Source organism: Pseudoalteromonas aliena SW19, from assembly GCF_014905615.1.
GTDB classification, from domain to species: domain Bacteria; phylum Pseudomonadota; class Gammaproteobacteria; order Enterobacterales; family Alteromonadaceae; genus Pseudoalteromonas; species Pseudoalteromonas aliena.
Genome location: NZ_AQGU01000027.1, coordinates 224,058 through 241,044 on the forward strand (window position 1 = coordinate 224,058; position 16,987 = coordinate 241,044).

Here is a 16,987-nt window from a genome sequence, read left to right on the forward strand (position 1 = left end):
AAGACAACCCTTAAGCAATGAGGCAAGTCATGTCAAACACTACAAATAAAGCGTCGCGCCGAGAAACTCGCGCTGCCGCGTCTGAATATATTTATAACTTAACGGGTCAACCGTTCCCTAATTCTCATAAAGTATATGTTGAAGGCACACAACCAGGCGTGCGCGTTGGTATGCGTGAAATCACGTTAAGTGATACGTTTATTGGCGGCACAGATGAAAACCCTGTTTATGAGTCAAACGATCCGCTACGTGTTTACGATACGTCGGGACCGTATACCGATCCTAGTTTTGAACTAGACGTGCGCAAAGGCTTACCAAAATTTCGTGAGCAGTGGATTGAAAGCCGTGGCGACACCGAAGTTTTAGAATCAGTGACGTCGCAATTTTCGCAGCAACGCATGGCAGATGAAGGGTTGGATCATATTCGCTTTGATCACTTACCAAAAATTCGCCGTGGTATCGCAGGTAAAAACGTAACGCAAATGCACTACGCGCGCCAAGGGATTATTACTCCTGAAATGGAATACATAGCCGTTCGCGAAAATATGGGGCGTGCAGAAATTCGTAAAGAATTACTAGCCGCGCAGCATAAAGGCGAGTCGTTTGGCGCAAGTATTCCTGAATTTATTACCCCAGAATTTGTACGTGATGAAATAGCCCGTGGTCGCGCTATTTTACCAAATAATATAAACCATCCAGAAACAGAGCCTATGATTGTAGGGCGTAACTTTTTAGTAAAAGTTAACGCCAACATTGGTAACTCATCGGTCAGCTCATCTATTGAAGAAGAAGTAGAAAAAATGGTGTGGTCTACCCGCTGGGGAGCAGACACCGTAATGGACTTATCAACGGGTCGCTACATTCACGAAACCCGCGAATGGGTTGTGCGTAACTCGCCTGTACCTATTGGCACAGTACCGATCTATCAAGCGCTTGAAAAAGTAAACGGTGTGGCTGAGGACTTAACGTGGGAAATTTTCCGCGATACGCTTATAGAGCAAGCCGAGCAGGGCGTTGATTACTTTACTATTCACGCCGGTGTATTACTTCGTTATGTACCAATGACCGCTAAACGTGTAACCGGTATTGTGTCACGCGGTGGCTCAATTATGGCTAAGTGGTGTTTAGCGCATCATAAAGAAAACTTTTTATACACGCACTTTGAAGATATTTGTGAAATTTTAAAACAATACGATGTGTGTTTTTCACTCGGTGATGGCCTTCGTCCAGGCTCTATTGCTGATGCCAACGATGAAGCGCAGTTTAGTGAGCTACGCACATTAGGTGAACTGACTAAAATTGCGTGGAAACACGATGTACAAGTATTTATTGAAGGACCTGGTCATGTGCCAATGCACATGATTAAAGCTAATATGGATGAGCAATTAAAACATTGTGACGAAGCGCCATTTTATACATTAGGCCCATTAACGACCGATATTGCACCAGGGTATGACCATATTACCTCGGGTATTGGTGCGGCTCAAATAGCATGGTACGGCTGTGCAATGCTTTGTTATGTAACACCTAAAGAGCATTTAGGTCTGCCAAATAAAGAAGATGTTAAAGAGGGTTTAATTACTTACAAAATTGCAGCGCATGCCGCCGATTTAGCAAAAGGTCACCCAGGCGCGCAAGAGCGTGACAACGCTTTATCAAAAGCACGCTTTGAATTTAGATGGCATGACCAATTTAATATTGGTTTAGATCCTGACCGTGCTCGCGAGTATCACGACGAAACGCTTCCGCAAGAATCAGGCAAAGTGGCTCACTTTTGCTCTATGTGTGGCCCTAAATTTTGCTCTATGAAAATTAGCCAAGAAGTACGCGATTACGCTAAAGATTTAGAAACACGCGGTATTGATCCTAATAACGCTGGCGACGCTATTGAAATCAAAATGGTTGATGTAGAAGCCGAAATGAAAGCTAAATCTGCTGAGTTTAAGCAAACAGGCTCAGAGATTTACCATAAAGCGGTATAAAGTAATTATTGCTAGAAGCTAGATGCAGACGTAGGTGAGGTTCTATACCTCGCTTCTTTAAAAATTAAAAAAGCGCGAAGTGAATTCGCACCTACTTGTGTACTACTAATAACTGCTTTTGGAGGCCTTTATGTTTTATAACATTGCGGTGGTTGGGTTTGGTTTAGCCGGTAGGTTAGCTGTACTTGAATTAAGTAAGCAGCACCATGTCACTGTTTTTGAAGCAGACGATGAGCATACACAAAATAGCGCTGGTAAAGTGGCAGCGGCAATGCTCGCCCCGCTTGCTGAGTCGGTGTTATGCGAGGCTGACTTAGCGTTAATGGGTCTTGATTCAATGAAGCGCTGGCCTAGCATTATTGCAGAACTTGAAAGTGATATTTTTTTTCAGCAGCAAGGCACATTGGTCATTGCGCACCAACAGGACAAAGGCGATTTACAAAGCTTTGCACAGCGTATAAAACCGCTAGCTGAATACACTGCCGAGCGTGTGAGTGCTCAGCAAATTACAATGCTTGAACCTGAACTTGCAGGGCGCTTTAATCAAGGCTTATTTTTACCCTGTGAAGGGCAAATAGATAATCAAGCATTTTATAAAGCCAGCTTTGCACAGCTCAACAAACGTAAAGTAAAGTTTGTGTTTAACCAGCGCGTAACCATTAGCGACAACAAAATAAACAATCGACCATTTGACTACATTATAGATTGCCGTGGGCTTGGCGCTAAAGGCGATAAACCGATTAGAGGCGTGCGTGGTGAAGTAGCAAGGTTATATGCACCTGAAGTGAGTTTAACGCGACCTGTACGCTTAATGCATCCGCGTTACCCAATTTATATAGCGCCTAAGCCTAATCATGAATATGTAATTGGTGCGACTGAAATCGAATCGCAAGACGATGGAGCTGCAACAGTGCGCTCAACTCTTGAGTTACTTTCAGCGGCTTATACCGTACATAGCGGGTTTGCCGAAGCACGACTACTTAATATTCAAACCGGATTACGCCCCGCATTTAGCGATAACCGCCCAGAAGTATCACAAGTTGGTAATGTAATTAGCATTAACGGTTTGTATCGACATGGTTATATGTTGGCGCCGGCATTAGTGGCGCAAGCAGTTTCTCGAATAGAGTGAGAATAAAATGAACATTACAATTAATGGCGAGCTACTTAATGTTAATAGCAAAGCGCTCGTTGAGGTACTTCAACGTTTTGGTGCAGTTGCGCCTTTTGCTGTGGCTGTTAATGGCGAATTTATTCCACAAAGTCAGCACAGTAACTATGTACTTAATGAAGGCGACAGTGTTGAGTTACTGTCCCCCATTCAAGGCGGATAAAGCTCATGCAAACTAAAGACTGTTTAACTATTTATGGAGAGCAAATAAAGAGTCGTTTATTAATAGGCTCTGCGCTTTATCCGTCGCCCGACATTATGACCCAGTCGATAGTTGCCTCTGGGGCTGAAATTGTAACTGTGTCGCTTAGGCGACAACAAAGTGCAGCAGCCGGTGATGACTTTTGGCAGTTAATAAAAAATACAGGCTTAAAAATACTGCCTAACACTGCAGGATGCCATAGTGTTAAAGAGGCCATAACGCTTGCAAAAATGTGCCGAGAGGTATTTGCCACCGATTGGATAAAGCTAGAGCTGATTGGCGATGATTACAATTTACAGCCGGATCCTTTTGCGCTACTTGAAGCCGCAAAAATATTGATTAACGATGGCTTTAAAGTATTGCCTTATTGCACCGATGACTTGGTACTTTGCCAGCGCTTAAATGAGCTTGGGTGTGAGGTGCTTATGCCGTGGGGTGCGCCAATAGGCACAGGTAAAGGCTTGTTAAATAGTTATAATTTAAAAACTATTCGAGAGCGCTTACCCGATACCACATTGATAGTGGATGCAGGTTTAGGTTTACCATCGCATGCCTGCCAAGCACTCGAAATGGGGTATGATGCGGTATTATTAAATTCAGCCATTGCAGGGGCGGGTTGCCCAATTACTATGAGTCGCGCATTTAAAGCTTCAGTAGAAGCAGGTCGCTTTGCATACAAAGCAAAAGCGATGCCGGAAAAAGACGTTGCAGCCCCATCAACCCCAACAATGGGTATGCCATTTTGGCATCAGCAGTGAAGGAAGGAATATGAATAACGTAGTGTGGACAATTGCCGGATCTGATTCTGGCGGCGGTGCCGGTATCCAAGCTGATATAAAAGCAATGCAAAGTTTTGGTGTGCATGGTTGTACGGCAATTACGGCGCTTACTGCGCAAAATAGTTTAGGCGTAGAGGCTATTAATGCAGTATCTACCGATATTATTGAATCGCAGTTACTAGCGCTTGAAAAAGACATGAAAGCCAAAGTGATAAAAATTGGCATGTTAGCCAATGTGCAGCAAATTCAGTTGATCAGCGAACATATAAGTCACTACAAAGCTAAGTGGCCAACGCCGCCTGTTATTGTATATGACCCTGTTGCTATTGCCTCAAGCGGTGATTTACTAACAGAAGAGGATACGGTAAGCGCAATTAGAGAATGTTTACTGCCGCTAGTGGATGTAATAACTCCAAACACACACGAAACACAGTTATTAACCGGTGTGTATTTAATTGGCCCTGCTGCAATAAAAGAAGCGGCTAATAAGTTATTAAGCTGGGGCGCGAAAGCCGTTGTTATTAAAGGCGGACATTGGGATTACCCAAGTGGCTATTGTATTGATTATTGTGTAAATAATTTTACGCAAGATGGTGAAGAATACTGGCTTGGTAATCAAAAAATACAAACACCGCATAATCACGGCACCGGATGTAGCATGGCTTCGGTAATTGCTGCGTGTTTAGCTAAAGACTACCCATTAAAAGATGCCTTTATTTTAGCTAAAGCATATATAAATCAAGGGCTAAAACAGTCGATACGCTACGGCGAAGGGATTGGGCCGGTTGCTCAGACCTGGTTTCCTACTAATTTAGATGACTACCCACAAGTGATTGAGCCAGGTAGCTGGCTGGGTGATGAGCTCGATTTTGATGTGCCGCTTGATTTTAATATGGCTGCTGACTTTGCACCTTGTGAAAGTAAATCGTTGGGTTTATATGCGGTTGTAGATAGTACCGATTGGCTAGAAAAATGCTTACAACAAGGCATTAAAACAGCGCAGTTACGCGTTAAAAATAAAACGCAAGACGAGCTGGATGAGCTCATTAAGCACGCTGTTGAGCTGGGCAAGCAATACAATGCGCAGGTTTTTATAAACGATTACTGGCAGCTAGCTATTAAACATGGTGCGTATGGTGTGCATTTAGGGCAAGAGGATTTAGACATTGCTAATTTAGCGGCAATTAAAGACGCTGGATTAAGGCTTGGGCTTTCTACCCATGGTTTTTATGAAATGCTACGTGCGCATAATTATCGCCCTAGTTACATGGCATTTGGCGCTATTTACCCAACCACAACAAAAGATATGACAGGTCAAATACAAGGCCTTGAAAAGCTGATTAAGTTTGTACCACTTATGCAAAGCTACCCAACAGTAGCAATAGGCGGAATTGATTTAAGCCGTGCTGAGCAGGTAGCTAAAACAGGCGTAGGCAGTGTTGCCGTCGTGCGTGCGATTACCGAAGCTGATAATTACGTAGAGGCTATAAGCGCTCTGCAAGTGGCCATAAGTAGTGCCAATTAAAACTAACAAGGGAAATACTAACAAGGCTGATAAACGTGAGTGAGCTAAGCGATAAAGAAACCCTGCGTTACAGCCGCCATTTATTGCTTAAAGAAGTTGGGCTTGAAGGGCAGTTAGCACTTAAATCCTCAACGGTTGCAGTAGTGGGGGCTGGTGGGTTAGGTAGTCCAGCGCTTTTATATTTAGCCGCTGCGGGTGTTGGAACGCTTATTTTAATTGACGATGATGAGGTTGATCTTTCAAACTTACAGCGCCAAGTGCTTTATAAAATAAATCACTTAGGTCAAAACAAGGTCGCCGCCGCAGGTAAAGTATTAGCGAGTCTTAATAATCAAATAGAAATAGTAACGCATTGCCAAAAGTTAGATGAGAGTAATGCGCCGAGCATACTAAAAGGCGCTGATATAGTACTTGATTGCTCTGATAACTTTAGTACTCGCTATAGCGTTAATCGTTATTGTATTGCTAATAAAATACCGTTAATTTCGGGAGCTGCGCTAGCAACAAAAGGGCAGTTAATGGGCTTTGATTTTAGACAAAGTGATAGCCCGTGTTATGGCTGTGTTTTTCCACAAAGCGAAGTTACACCAGTTATCAATTGCAGTAACGCAGGAGTAATTAGCCCGTTACTTGGTGTAATAGGCTCTATGCAGGCGCAACTTACGCTCAATTTATTGCTGGGGCATGCAGAGGGGTGTGTGTTTATAGCCTTTGATGCGCTTACTTTAAAGCAACAGCATTTCAAAGTAGTCAAAGATTCAGACTGTAAAGAGTGTGGTGTGAAGTAAAAGTTTTAGTTGATGGTTTATAACCGTTCTAAGTTAAGTAATTAGAAGCTTCGCTTCTTGCGTGAGCAAGCTCTACGCCTACAACATATCAAACTTCTGCGCCAGAATTGTAGGCGCACAATTTGCTGGCGTGATGGGCAAAGCCCATAAAAATATAAACGGTGCGGCCTGCAATAACATGTAAACCAAAAACTGACGCTTTTAACGTGAGCAAGCTCTACGCCTACAACATATCAAACTTCTGCGCCAGAATTGTAGACGTACAGCTTGCTGGCGTGATGGGCAAAGCCCATAAAAATATAAACGGTGCAGCCTGCAATAACATATAAACCAAAAGCTGACGCTTTTCACGTGAGCAAGCTCTACGTCTACAACACATTAAGCTTCTGTACCAAACTTGTAGACGCACAGCTTGCTGGCGTGATGGGCGAAGTCCATAAAAATATAAACGGTGCAGCCTGCAACTATTAAACCAAAAGCTGACACTTTTCACGTGAGCAAGCTCTACGTCTACAACACATTAAGCTTCTGTACCAAACTTGTAGACGCACAGCTTGCTGGCGTGATGGGCGAAGTCCATAAAAATATAAACGGTGCAGCCTGCAACTATATAAACCAAAAGCTGACACTTTTCACGTGAGCAAGCTCTACGTCTACAACACATTAAGCTTCTGTACCAAACTTGTAGACGCAGAGCTTGCTGGCGTGATGGGCGAAGTCCATAAAAACATAAACGCTACAGCCTACAATTACATATAAACCAAAAGCTGCGCTTTTCGCGTAAGTAAACTTAACGCCTACAAAAATGAAAAAACCGCGTTTAAATAAACGCGGTTTTTTGATTTCGAATTAACGATTGATTTTAATCGTTAATTTTTGCAAACGCAGTACCTAAGCGAGTAACCACTTCTGGTAGTTGATCATCCAGTATTTCAGCTTTATCAGCACCCCATGCAAGTACCACAGTAGAGCCTAACTTAAAGCGGCCCATTTCTTCACCTTTTTTAAGCGTGATAGCGTTTTCGCCTTTAGTTGGATAATTCCAACTAAATACATCACTGCCTGCTGGTGGTGTTACAGTACCTGCCCAAATAGTTTCAATGCTGGCTACAATTGTTGCGCCAACTAGCACCATAGCAAGCGGACCAATCTCAGTTTCAAAAATTGCTACTACGCGTTCGTTACGTGCAAATAAGTTAGGCACGTTTTGCGCTGTAAGTGGATTTACTGAAAATAAATCACCTGGCACGTAAATCATTTTGCTTAGCGTGCCATCAATTGGCATGTGAATACGGTGATAATCTTTAGGGGCTAAGTAAATAGTGGCAAATTTACCGCCTAAAAATGCTGTTGTATCATCTTGTGAGCCGCCTAACAGAGCTTGCAAGCTGTAATCGTGACCTTTAGCTTGTATTAGCTGTCCGTCAACAATATCGCCTAGTTGGCTGATTGCGCCATCCACTGGATGAATGATGGTATTGCTATCTTCTACCATAGGGCGTACGCCGTTTTTTAAAGGGCGGGTAAAAAATTCATTAAAGCTTTTATAATGAGCTGGATCTGAATATTTCGCTTCGCTCATATCTATTTTGTATTGCTTAATAAATAGTTTAATTAATGTGGTTGTTAATGCGCCCGCTTTGGCAGCGGCTAATTTGCCTACTACGCGTGAAATAAAATGTTTTGGCATTGCGTACTGCATTGCGATTTTAAATTTGTCTAAACTCACAGTCTTTTTCCTAAATTATACGCGAGGCGCACGAGCGCCGGCACGGCCATCGGCCATTGTTTCTAAAATTCGGTGGTAGCTGTCAAAGCGCAATTGAGAAATTCTGCCATCGGCTACAGCTTCTTTAACTATACAGCCCGGATCGTTTAAATGTTTACAGTCCCTAAAGCGGCATCCGCCAATAAATTCTCTAAACTCTTTAAAACACCACGTTACACGCTCAACATCTAAGTGCCATAAACCAAACTCACGAATTCCTGGCGAGTCGATTAAATTACCGCCGCTAGGTAAATGGTGAAGGCGCGAAACGGTTGTAGTGTGTTGGCCTAAGCCGCTGTTTTCGGATACTTCTTTAGTTAATATTTCAGCATTAGGCAATACAGTATTAACGAGGGTTGATTTACCTACGCCACTTTGACCAACAAAAATATTATTCTTATCAACAAGTACTTCTTTTAATTCATCAATACCATCGCCCGATATATTACTAACAAGGAGTACTTGGTAATCAAGTTTACGATAGATATCAAGAACTTTTTGTATTTCGCTAAGGCCAGCATCGTCAATTAAATCGGTTTTATTGAGCACTAAAATTGGCTCAATACCCATATCTTCACAGGCTATTAAATAACGGTCGATAATACTTGGGGTAAACTCGGGTAATACCGCCGATACCATGAGTATTTGGTCAATGTTGGCAGCAATAACTTTTACACCGTCGTAAAAGTCAGGGCGGGTAAGTTGCGAACGACGCTCTTGCGTGGCTTCAATTACACCGGCTAAATCGCCTTCACTTACTTTGGCACGGCGAAACAATACTTCATCACCACACACTAAATTAGACACGGTACGGCGTATATTACAGCGCAGTACATCGCCATTTTCAGTTTCTACATCGGCGTGCTGGCCAAAACGACTGATCACAATTGCGCTCTCGACCTGACCTAAATTGTCGGTTTGCCATTCTTGCGCGCCTTTTTTAGCTGGCCTTGAGTCTGCACTATTAATGCGTTTTTGGTGATTGGCCTTGATCTGACGCGATTGGCCTTTACTTAATTTTTTCTGTTTTGCCACTGGAGGCCTATAACCTTAGTTAAATGTCGCTTTTCCTAAAAAAAGCTTTAGCTCGACGGTTGATGCTAATATGATATATCGAAATGCGTTGGATCTAAAGGAAAGCACCGCTTAGGTAATTATGACTATTAATAAATCAAATTTAATTTGGCTCGATCTTGAAATGACAGGGCTCGAACCAGAGACCGATAAAATACTCGAAATTGCGACGGTTGTCACTGACGCAGACCTGAATATATTAGCCGAAGGGCCAACTATCGCTATTCATCAAAGTAATGAACTCCTTGATGGCATGGACGAGTGGTGTACTACTCAACATGGTAAATCGGGTTTAACAGCGCGCTGTAAAGCAAGCACCTTTGATGAAAAGTACGCCGTAGCGCAAACGTTAGATTTTTTAAAACAGTGGGTGCCAGCTGGCGCATCGCCAATGTGCGGTAACTCTATTGGGCAAGACCGCCGTTTTATGAATAAATACATGCGCGAACTCGAAGACTTTTTTCATTATCGAAATCTTGATGTGAGTACGATTAAAGAATTAGCACGTCGTTGGAAGCCTGAAGTGCTTGCTAAAGTGAACAAAAAAGGCTCGCATCTTGCTCTGGATGATATTAAAGATTCGATTATGGAATTAAAAGTCTATAGAGAAAATTTCTTTAATTTGTAAAAAACACTTGCAAACACATTGGATTATTGTAGAATCCTGCCCCGCTCAAGACGATAACCCACGCGGGGTTAGTGTGTTTGAGTTGTTTTTATTGTGGTCGTTTTATATCCATAATTAAAATGCGGTACTAGCTCAGTTGGTAGAGCGCGACCTTGCCAAGGTCGAGGTCACGAGTTCGAGCCTCGTGTACCGCTCCAATTTCTAACCAAAAGAAATTGTAGTGATAGTAAATTAAGTAATGAGGTACTAGCTCAGTTGCTAGAATGTTGAACGCGACCTGTCGCGCACCAACGTAAAATAACTGAAGAAATAAAAATGCGGTACTAGCTCAGTTGCTAGAATGTTGAACGCGACCTGTCGCGCACCAACGTGAAATAACTGAAGAAATAAAAATGCGGTACTAGCTCAGTTGGCTAGAATGTTGAACGCGACCTGTCGCGCACCAACGTAAAATAACTGAAGAAATAAAAATGCGGTACTAGCTCAGTTGGTAGAGCGCGACCTTGCCAAGGTCGAGGTCACGAGTTCGAGCCTCGTGTACCGCTCCAATTTCTAACCAAAAGAAATTGAAGTTATTTATATAACTAGAAATTTATATGCGGTACTAGCTCAGTTGGTAGAGCGCGACCTTGCCAAGGTCGAGGTCACGAGTTCGAGCCTCGTGTACCGCTCCAATCTTTTTATACCCTCAAAGTTTTCTGTATTAAAAATCATAAACAAAATTATAATCACAAATCTCTCTTATCTACTTTATTTTATATGTAATATTCAGTATTGAAGTTTTGTTATTAGAAGCTATAGCTTCTCGCGCGAGCAAGCTCTGCGCTTACAATAAAGGTTTTATACTTTAAAGTTATGAGGTATGAGTGAGGTAGAGAAGAGTTATACCAATCTGCTTATATATGGGGTCTATTTAACGTTAAGAAAATTACGCTAGAACTAGGCAAAAATTTTTGTATCTAGTTGTTCTAAATAAAAAATTTTTAACGACGTTATAGTGCAATTTAATTCGTTAAAATGATCAAAGATTTATGCAGTTTGGTATTAATACTTTGCAACCGAGAGCTTTTGTTAAAGCCGCTCCCCCTGAATAGTTGCTATAATACGCCTAGCGCCACCAGAGTTGCGATGTTCACCTAAGTAAATACCTTGCCATGTACCTAGTGCTAAATACCCATTAGAAATAGGAATAGTTAATTCACAGCCCAATGTGCTGGTTTTAATATGTGCAGGCATGTCGTCATCGCCTTCATAATCATGACGGTAATAAGGCTGGCATTCAGGAACGAATTTATTGAAATGGCTTTCCATATCCATACGCACCGTAGGATCGGCATTTTCGTTTATAGTAAGGCTAGCGGAGGTGTGTTGGATGAATAGGTGCAACAATCCTACTGTGTAAGTGGCAAGCTCAGGGAGTTGAGACAATATTTCGTCGTCAATTAAATGAAAACCCCGCGAGCGAGGTTTTAATACTATGACCTTTTGTTGCCAACTCATAGCTTATCGAAACTAACTTCAATATTTGCATTACCAGCATCACTAGTGAATGGCATGATGATTTTTTTACCTTGGCTTTTATGCGTTATTGTATGCCCTTGACCGGATACTACAATAGGCGTTGCCATGTCAAAATCAAACCCTTTTTCACCCAATAAATTTTTGGCGCCACCGGTTACCATATTGGTTATTTCGCCAACCATGTCAGTGACTTCTTCATCAATTGAATCAGGGCGTTCACCAAGCATACGTTCCATGATAGTAAGTGCAAGCTCTTCATCAAAAGTAATTGAAAATGAACCGCGAGTTTGTGGTCCCACCATACCAATCAGACCTGATACATCGCCACACGCAATTTCATCTGTTTTGATACGCGGCTTACCAGGCTTTAATTGAGTTTGAGCCATTGTACTCAATACATTGATTAAAGAAGATAAAAAAGGATTGATGAACTCTACATTCATATTTGTTCTCTTAAATTAGTGCTATGAAATGGTTATATCATACGAGTATAGCCATTAGGAATAACTTTGGGGATTATGATGCTCTACAAGACTCACATTTACCATGCGCTTCTATAGTTTGTCCTGATACAACAAACCCGCCTTCAGCTGCTAAGTTATTTAACTCATGTGAGATAACGGTTGAATGAAGCTCTTTAACAAAACCACATGTATCGCAAATTAATAGTTGCACAGGATGAATATGATCAAAGTGATGGCACAGCATAAATGCATTTGTACTTTCAATTTTATGTATAAAGCCCAGTTCCGCTAAAAAATCTAATGCACGATAAATAGTGGCAGGTTTAGCACCTAACTCTGTTACTTTTAGTTGTTCGAGTAAGTCGTATGCACCTACACCGCCTTGCGCACTGGCGAGCAGACGAAATACCTTCTCGCGGATCGGTGTAAAACGCGCACCGCGATTATCACATACTTGTTTTGCTTTACTTACGAGTGATTCTATATTCATCATTCTCTCATCCTTACTTTGCCATGATATACTAACATACTGTGTTGTAGTTGCAGCGTTTTTATTAAACGCTTTTTATCTAGGAAACCTAGTAATGCATGAACTATTAGCTATTTTTATTTTCTTTTTTGCGGTAATAGACCCCATTGGTACAGTGCCTGTATTTATTGCAGTTACACGTGGCGATGATGAAAAATTTAAACGTAAAGTTGTATTCAAAGCAGTGGGGGTTTCAGCCCTTGTACTTTTGTTTTTTGTTGTTGCAGGTGAGCAACTACTTAATGCCATAGCTATTCCACTTTCGGCATTTCAAATAGCAGGTGGTATTGTATTACTTATTTTTGCTCTTTCGATGATATTTGGTGAAAGTAAACCTGAAACCGAAATAAAAAGCGTAAGAGACAGCACCGAAACCGCTATTTTTCCTCTCGCAATTCCTTCTATAGCAAGCCCCGGGGCAATGTTAGGCGCCGTTTTAATGACCCGAAATGAAGAATATACGTGGGTTGAGCAGTTAATGACGTCATCTATGATGCTAGCAGTGCTGGCCATTGTGCTTGTATTGCTGCTGATGGCTACACATGTTCACAAGTTAATAGGTGACAGTGGCGCAAGTATTGTTAGTAGAATAATGGGGCTTATTTTAAGCTCTGTTGCCGTGACTAATATTTTAAACGGCATCGCTCATTACTTTGGATTACAGGTGTTTTCTTAACATTGATGCCCGTTAGGCTTTTGTGTAAAATACAGCGCCTTTTAAGCTGTGCTTAATAACTTTAATACCCTGAGGTTTGCTTTGAATAAATGTACTTTGGATAGACGCTTTTCTGTGACACCAATGCTTGATTGGACGTATTAATTTCCTTTCTTCTTTTAAAACAATCTATTGAATGTTGTTTTTTTCATGGAGGGGATAAAAGGGGATAAGTTGAAGCGTTTCTGTGGGGGGGAACATTAGAGATGATTAATATTGAGTTTACTAAGACATTATTAAAAGTAATGTGTTTTTCAATTCGGTTTTGATGTAATTAATTGGCTTTTATTATATGCACCCTGTCTTAGGATAAGTTGGATTAGACGAGTCGAGGCTATTTTTAAGTTTCACAGTAGCAATTATCATTTATTTCTCTTTTCTTGATGTCTAGCTTTGATCACACCCATACCTAACTGATATTTGTTGTTTCAAGTACTCAATGAGTATAAAATTCCGTAATAAACACGTGAGCTAAAATGAATACAATAGAAATCGTTCTAGCTAGAAAAGAGTTGGATTTGACTCAATCTCAAGCAGCGGATATTTTACATGTCAGTAAAAGGACGTGGCAGCAATGGGAGCTTTTTATGATAAAAATGAATTACCAGCCTGAGAGCCTAGAAATGAAGCAAATATATACTCAATATACTCCTAAAGATATTAAAAAGAATCATGAGGAATTAGCTCTTGAGACTCATAAAAAAGAACAAGAAATAAACAAAAATAAAAAATACAAATTTATAGACTTGTTTGCTGGAATAGGTGGTATACGTAAATCTCTTGAATCTATAGGTGGTGGCTGTGTATTTTCTTCTGAAATCGATCAGCATGCTCAGTTTACGTATTATAGTAATTATGGTGTTGTACCGTTTGGCGATATTACAAAGATAAATCCAGAAGATGTACCCGACCATGATATTTTATGTGGTGGGTTCCCTTGCCAGCCTTTTAGTAATATAGGTAAACGAGAAGGTTTTGAGCATCCTACACAAGGAACTATGTTTCATGAAGTCTTAAGAATCGTTAACCATAAAAAACCTAGAGTTGTTTTTCTTGAAAATGTTTCAGGCCTAGTTAATCATGATAAGGGAAGAACCTTAGAAGTCATCTTGAGCGAACTAGAAAAACTTGGTTATAAATGCCATACCACACTCTTAAATGCAAAAGACTTTGGCGTCCCCCAGAACCGTAACCGTTTTTATCTTGTAGCATTTTTAGATGATATTGATTTTTCATTTCCAGAGCCGCCAATGATTAGTTCAGATATCGGAGATTATATAGAGAAAGGTATTACAGGCTTCTCAATATCTGAACATCTACAAAAGTCATATCTATTTAAGAAAGATGACGGTAGACCTGTATTAATTGATGAAAATACAAAAGGGTATGTTAAAACTCTTGTATCCACCTATCATAAGATTCAAAGACTAACTGGGACATTTGTTAAAGATGGTGAAACGGGGATAAGATTGCTTACTAAAAATGAGTGTAAAGCAATTATGGGATTCCCTGAGGACTTTATAATTCCTGTATCAAGAACTCAGATGTATAGACAGATGGGTAACTCAGTAGTAATTAAAGTAGTTAGTGAAATTGCTAAAGAGATTGATAAAGCATTATCTAAAAAGCAATCGAAAAATTGTCAAAAAGTATCATAAAAGGGGGGAGCTTCCCCCATTTATTCTAAATTATAATCGGAAGTTTTAATTGAATTCTTTGACCACGTTTTTTAGATGGGTAAGTCCAGCTTAAAGGTACACCATAAACGTGGTTACAATTTTTATATATTTCATCAATATAAAAATCAAACTTAGTAAACTTAATCTGACCCGACTTATTAATTAAAAGGTAATTTGAAACTTGCTTCCCTGGATCAATAAGGTTCTGGTGGTCATGCTCACCTTTTAAAGCCCATTCAATAAAAGTTTGATGATGAGGTATCAGTAGTGCTTCAAAATCTTCTGCCGAATATCCTGGAGGTAAACCTTCCACAAAATCCTTGTGAGAGCCAAGCTCTTGATAATATAAAAAATAATCAGCTAGTTTTTGGCCTGCGATATTCAAAACTCGAATAAAGTCTTCAGCGCGATAATCATGGCAACTTACACGGTTTTGAGTCGTATTCTTAATGGAGATAGTCTCCATTAGTACACCCCTAACTGTCTGAATCTCAATAATTACATCGGCTTTAGCGTTACCACCACTAGCTAGTTTTTTAACAGTATTTGTGGCTTTGACAGAAATTAATTCATGCAAGCCTATAGTATAATCAGATGTTAATTGTCCTAATACACAACGATATAATGTGTCTGTTTCTGAGGAGCTTGACTTAAATAAGTTTAGTTGCTCGTAACAGTTGAGCAAATCAACAACCTCTTTTTCAAAAGCATTACCTCTTAGGCCATAATAACTGCCATCTTTTATTAATGAATTCGCTTCTTCTTCTTCGCGTTCTCTCTCTTGTTCAACAGTAATTTTATGGTTTTCAAGGAAGTGAATTAGACCTGTAAAGCTCAATATATGTGATGCAGGGCAATATGCTACTTTATTTATGACATTTGACTTAAAATTTACTAATCCTGAGTTTCTTTCAAATTCTTCATCAGGGTACAGTAGGATAGATGCGATAATGTCATTCGAAATGTCTGCATGTTGCATAATTCCTTGAAAGTCATATAAATCTTGTTTTACACGATCTCTAAATGAATTACTGCTGTTGATGATAATTAATTTATCATCAAGAGTTTTTAGAATATAGTTTGTTTTGTATTGGTATTTATAAGTAAAGCCTGTGTGATTAAAGTTAGTTTTTCCCCAAAACTGCTTAATTATTCCTTGCTCTTTAAGTTCATTAAATTTTAGAGTTAGTAGAGCATCAAGCTCTTGGCCAGCAAGGTTCTTAAGCCTATTTGCTTCGGTTATTATATTTTGTTCCATAGTAATTCCATTTAAATTTAATCTGAGTGGTAACTTTTACGAGGCTAGTTAGTAAAAAAATAAGTTATGCTAACTTCATAAAAATTAGCTATGACTGCCAGTTGAGACGCATAAATACGATTTTTATTTAGTTCAAATAGTGAATATTGCTGATTAGATACATTTAAAAGATCCCCTAAAGCTTGAAGTGAGTGACCTCTCTCTTGTCGTATTGCTCGCAAGTTCTTTGAAATTAGGCTATTGATTTCTTTTTGTTCTCTCACTTGAACCTCTTAAAAAAGCAGAGTGTTAATGTTAGGTATTATTGATAAGTAAAGCTCCAAGTTATACTTGGATTTTTGGAGAGATATTAGAATTTATAAAACAATGATTCAGGGGGATTTAATTCATGATTTATAGAGTTTTTATAGGTCAATTAATGGAGTTACATATATTTTTAGATTATTCGAAGATTGGCGATAAGTGAAATTTTGTAAGATATAAAAAAAGGGGACAATTTCTTGCCCCCTTTTCCGCGCGTTACTAAAAACACTGTGCTTTTCCCCACTCAATTCTTGCAGATGAACATTGCTGTTCAATGTATGCTGCTAAGTCATGAATATGAACTAAATATGGAGCTTTTTGACTATTATTTAGCTTAACTGCAGCGAAAGGAAGCTCATTACTTCTTGCTTTGCGTTTAGCTGTATTTACACTCATACCTAGCACTTTAAATGCTAGATCTTCCAGTGGAATCATAATACTTGAACCATATTCTGCCATGAGAAGGTACATAGTGGATGTAGTTGCACTTTTTTGATTAATCATAAGATTTCCTGATTGTTATAGTGGCAACAATTTACAACTCATGCTCTAGTCGAATTCATTGATTACCTACATTCCATGTATTGATATCCATTAGCCA

At 39.9% G+C, this 16,987-nt stretch carries 17 protein-coding genes and 3 tRNA genes; 12 read left to right on the forward strand and 8 right to left on the reverse strand.

The features are described 5' to 3' along the window. Positions 1–29 precede the first annotated feature (29 nt). The 6 genes from thiC (at position 30) to PALI_RS14340 (ending at position 6,447) form a co-directional block, all read left to right on the forward strand. Positions 30–1,982 carry a phosphomethylpyrimidine synthase ThiC gene (gene thiC / locus PALI_RS14315; RefSeq protein WP_226894557.1) on the forward strand — a complete coding sequence of 651 codons (1,953 nt, stop codon included), beginning with the start codon at positions 30–32 and terminating at the stop codon, positions 1,980–1,982. A 130-nt stretch (positions 1,983–2,112) separates the two neighbouring features. Then, positions 2,113–3,114 (forward strand): FAD-dependent oxidoreductase, encoded by a 1,002-nt coding sequence (locus PALI_RS14320; protein ID WP_193156263.1) that lies wholly within the window; start codon positions 2,113–2,115, stop codon positions 3,112–3,114. A gap of 7 nt (positions 3,115–3,121) precedes the next feature. Then, positions 3,122–3,316 carry a sulfur carrier protein ThiS gene (thiS, locus tag PALI_RS14325; RefSeq protein ID WP_193156264.1) on the forward strand — a complete coding sequence of 65 codons (195 nt, stop codon included), beginning with the start codon at positions 3,122–3,124 and terminating at the stop codon, positions 3,314–3,316. 5 nt (positions 3,317–3,321) lie between these two features. Continuing rightward, positions 3,322–4,113 (forward strand): thiazole synthase, encoded by a 792-nt coding sequence (locus PALI_RS14330; protein ID WP_182701539.1) that lies wholly within the window; start codon positions 3,322–3,324, stop codon positions 4,111–4,113. 10 nt (positions 4,114–4,123) lie between these two features. Further along, positions 4,124–5,659: a thiamine phosphate synthase gene (thiE, locus tag PALI_RS14335; protein WP_193156265.1), complete on the forward strand. Its 1,536-nt coding sequence runs from the start codon at positions 4,124–4,126 to the stop codon at positions 5,657–5,659. Positions 5,660–5,694: 35 nt separating this feature from the next. Further along, positions 5,695–6,447, forward strand: coding sequence for a HesA/MoeB/ThiF family protein (locus PALI_RS14340; protein WP_193156266.1), 753 nt, complete (start codon positions 5,695–5,697; stop codon positions 6,445–6,447). 862 nt (positions 6,448–7,309) lie between these two features. Here the strand turns inward: PALI_RS14340 and asd are convergent. Further along, positions 7,310–8,176: an archaetidylserine decarboxylase gene (gene asd, locus PALI_RS14345; protein ID WP_193156267.1), complete on the reverse strand. Its 867-nt coding sequence runs from the start codon at positions 8,174–8,176 to the stop codon at positions 7,310–7,312. A gap of 15 nt (positions 8,177–8,191) precedes the next feature. Beyond that, positions 8,192–9,250 (reverse strand): small ribosomal subunit biogenesis GTPase RsgA, encoded by a 1,059-nt coding sequence (gene rsgA, locus PALI_RS14350; protein WP_138586723.1) that lies wholly within the window; start codon positions 9,248–9,250, stop codon positions 8,192–8,194. A gap of 121 nt (positions 9,251–9,371) precedes the next feature. Here rsgA and orn point away from each other — a divergent pair, with 121 nt between their 5' ends. The 4 genes from orn to PALI_RS14370 all read left to right on the forward strand — a co-directional run bounded on the left by orn (position 9,372) and on the right by PALI_RS14370 (position 10,591). Continuing rightward, positions 9,372–9,917, forward strand: a complete 546-nt coding sequence (gene orn / locus PALI_RS14355) for an oligoribonuclease (RefSeq protein WP_077536037.1) — start codon at positions 9,372–9,374, stop codon at positions 9,915–9,917. Positions 9,918–10,038: 121 nt separating this feature from the next. Then, positions 10,039–10,114, forward strand: a tRNA-Gly gene (locus PALI_RS14360). 275 nt (positions 10,115–10,389) lie between these two features. Beyond that, positions 10,390–10,465, forward strand: a tRNA-Gly gene (locus PALI_RS14365). Positions 10,466–10,515: 50 nt separating this feature from the next. Next, positions 10,516–10,591: transfer RNA gene (locus tag PALI_RS14370), tRNA-Gly, on the forward strand. A gap of 397 nt (positions 10,592–10,988) precedes the next feature. On the opposite strand, the gene PALI_RS14375 is transcribed toward PALI_RS14370, so the two are convergent. The 3 genes from PALI_RS14375 to PALI_RS14385 all read right to left on the reverse strand — a co-directional run bounded on the left by PALI_RS14375 (position 10,989) and on the right by PALI_RS14385 (position 12,392). Beyond that, positions 10,989–11,417, reverse strand: coding sequence for a secondary thiamine-phosphate synthase enzyme YjbQ (locus PALI_RS14375; protein ID WP_193156268.1), 429 nt, complete (start codon positions 11,415–11,417; stop codon positions 10,989–10,991). After that, a complete protein-coding gene (locus PALI_RS14380; protein WP_077536036.1) occupies positions 11,414–11,881 on the reverse strand; it encodes a chemotaxis protein CheX in 468 nt (155 codons plus the stop codon). Before PALI_RS14380 ends, PALI_RS14375 begins: the two co-directional genes overlap by 4 nt. Before the next feature lie 73 nt (positions 11,882–11,954). Further along, the gene (locus PALI_RS14385) at positions 11,955–12,392 is read right to left on the reverse strand and encodes a transcriptional repressor (protein ID WP_077538837.1); all 438 of its coding nucleotides are present in this window, start codon (positions 12,390–12,392) and stop codon (positions 11,955–11,957) included. Between the two features lie 94 nt (positions 12,393–12,486). On the opposite strand from PALI_RS14385, the gene PALI_RS14390 reads away from it, so the two are divergent. Together PALI_RS14390 and dcm are read left to right on the forward strand one after the other, a co-directional pair. Beyond that, positions 12,487–13,107, forward strand: a complete 621-nt coding sequence (locus tag PALI_RS14390) for a MarC family protein (protein WP_077536035.1) — start codon at positions 12,487–12,489, stop codon at positions 13,105–13,107. A gap of 515 nt (positions 13,108–13,622) precedes the next feature. Further along, positions 13,623–14,804, forward strand: coding sequence for a DNA (cytosine-5-)-methyltransferase (gene dcm, locus PALI_RS14395; RefSeq protein WP_193156269.1), 1,182 nt, complete (start codon positions 13,623–13,625; stop codon positions 14,802–14,804). 25 nt (positions 14,805–14,829) lie between these two features. On the opposite strand, the gene PALI_RS14400 is transcribed toward dcm, so the two are convergent. The 3 genes from PALI_RS14400 to PALI_RS14410 all read right to left on the reverse strand — a co-directional run bounded on the left by PALI_RS14400 (position 14,830) and on the right by PALI_RS14410 (position 16,890). Beyond that, positions 14,830–16,083, reverse strand: coding sequence for an MspI family type II restriction endonuclease (locus PALI_RS14400; RefSeq protein WP_193156270.1), 1,254 nt, complete (start codon positions 16,081–16,083; stop codon positions 14,830–14,832). Between the two features lie 44 nt (positions 16,084–16,127). Beyond that, entirely contained in the window at positions 16,128–16,346 is a 219-nt protein-coding gene (locus PALI_RS20350) for a helix-turn-helix domain-containing protein (RefSeq protein ID WP_193156271.1), read from the reverse strand. Positions 16,347–16,605: 259 nt separating this feature from the next. Beyond that, a complete protein-coding gene (locus PALI_RS14410; protein WP_193156272.1) occupies positions 16,606–16,890 on the reverse strand; it encodes a pyocin activator PrtN family protein in 285 nt (94 codons plus the stop codon). Between the last annotated feature and the right edge of the window lie 97 nt (positions 16,891–16,987).

Excerpts from the sequence above, each read along its gene's own strand:
- thiC (WP_226894557.1), top strand. The coding sequence starts at position 30 with ATGTCAAACACTACAAATAAAGCGTCGCGCCGAGAAACTCGCGCTGCC.
- PALI_RS14320 (WP_193156263.1), top strand. The coding sequence starts at position 2,113 with ATGTTTTATAACATTGCGGTGGTTGGGTTTGGTTTAGCCGGTAGGTTA.
- thiS (WP_193156264.1), top strand. The coding sequence starts at position 3,122 with ATGAACATTACAATTAATGGCGAGCTACTTAATGTTAATAGCAAAGCG.
- PALI_RS14330 (WP_182701539.1), top strand. The coding sequence starts at position 3,322 with ATGCAAACTAAAGACTGTTTAACTATTTATGGAGAGCAAATAAAGAGT.
- thiE (WP_193156265.1), top strand. The coding sequence starts at position 4,124 with ATGAATAACGTAGTGTGGACAATTGCCGGATCTGATTCTGGCGGCGGT.
- orn (WP_077536037.1), top strand. The coding sequence starts at position 9,372 with ATGACTATTAATAAATCAAATTTAATTTGGCTCGATCTTGAAATGACA.
- PALI_RS14375 (WP_193156268.1), bottom strand. The coding sequence starts at position 11,417 with ATGAGTTGGCAACAAAAGGTCATAGTATTAAAACCTCGCTCGCGGGGT.
- PALI_RS14380 (WP_077536036.1), bottom strand. The coding sequence starts at position 11,881 with ATGAATGTAGAGTTCATCAATCCTTTTTTATCTTCTTTAATCAATGTA.
- PALI_RS14385 (WP_077538837.1), bottom strand. The coding sequence starts at position 12,392 with ATGAATATAGAATCACTCGTAAGTAAAGCAAAACAAGTATGTGATAAT.
- PALI_RS14390 (WP_077536035.1), top strand. The coding sequence starts at position 12,487 with ATGCATGAACTATTAGCTATTTTTATTTTCTTTTTTGCGGTAATAGAC.
- dcm (WP_193156269.1), top strand. The coding sequence starts at position 13,623 with ATGAATACAATAGAAATCGTTCTAGCTAGAAAAGAGTTGGATTTGACT.
- PALI_RS14400 (WP_193156270.1), bottom strand. The coding sequence starts at position 16,083 with ATGGAACAAAATATAATAACCGAAGCAAATAGGCTTAAGAACCTTGCT.
- PALI_RS14410 (WP_193156272.1), bottom strand. The coding sequence starts at position 16,890 with ATGATTAATCAAAAAAGTGCAACTACATCCACTATGTACCTTCTCATG.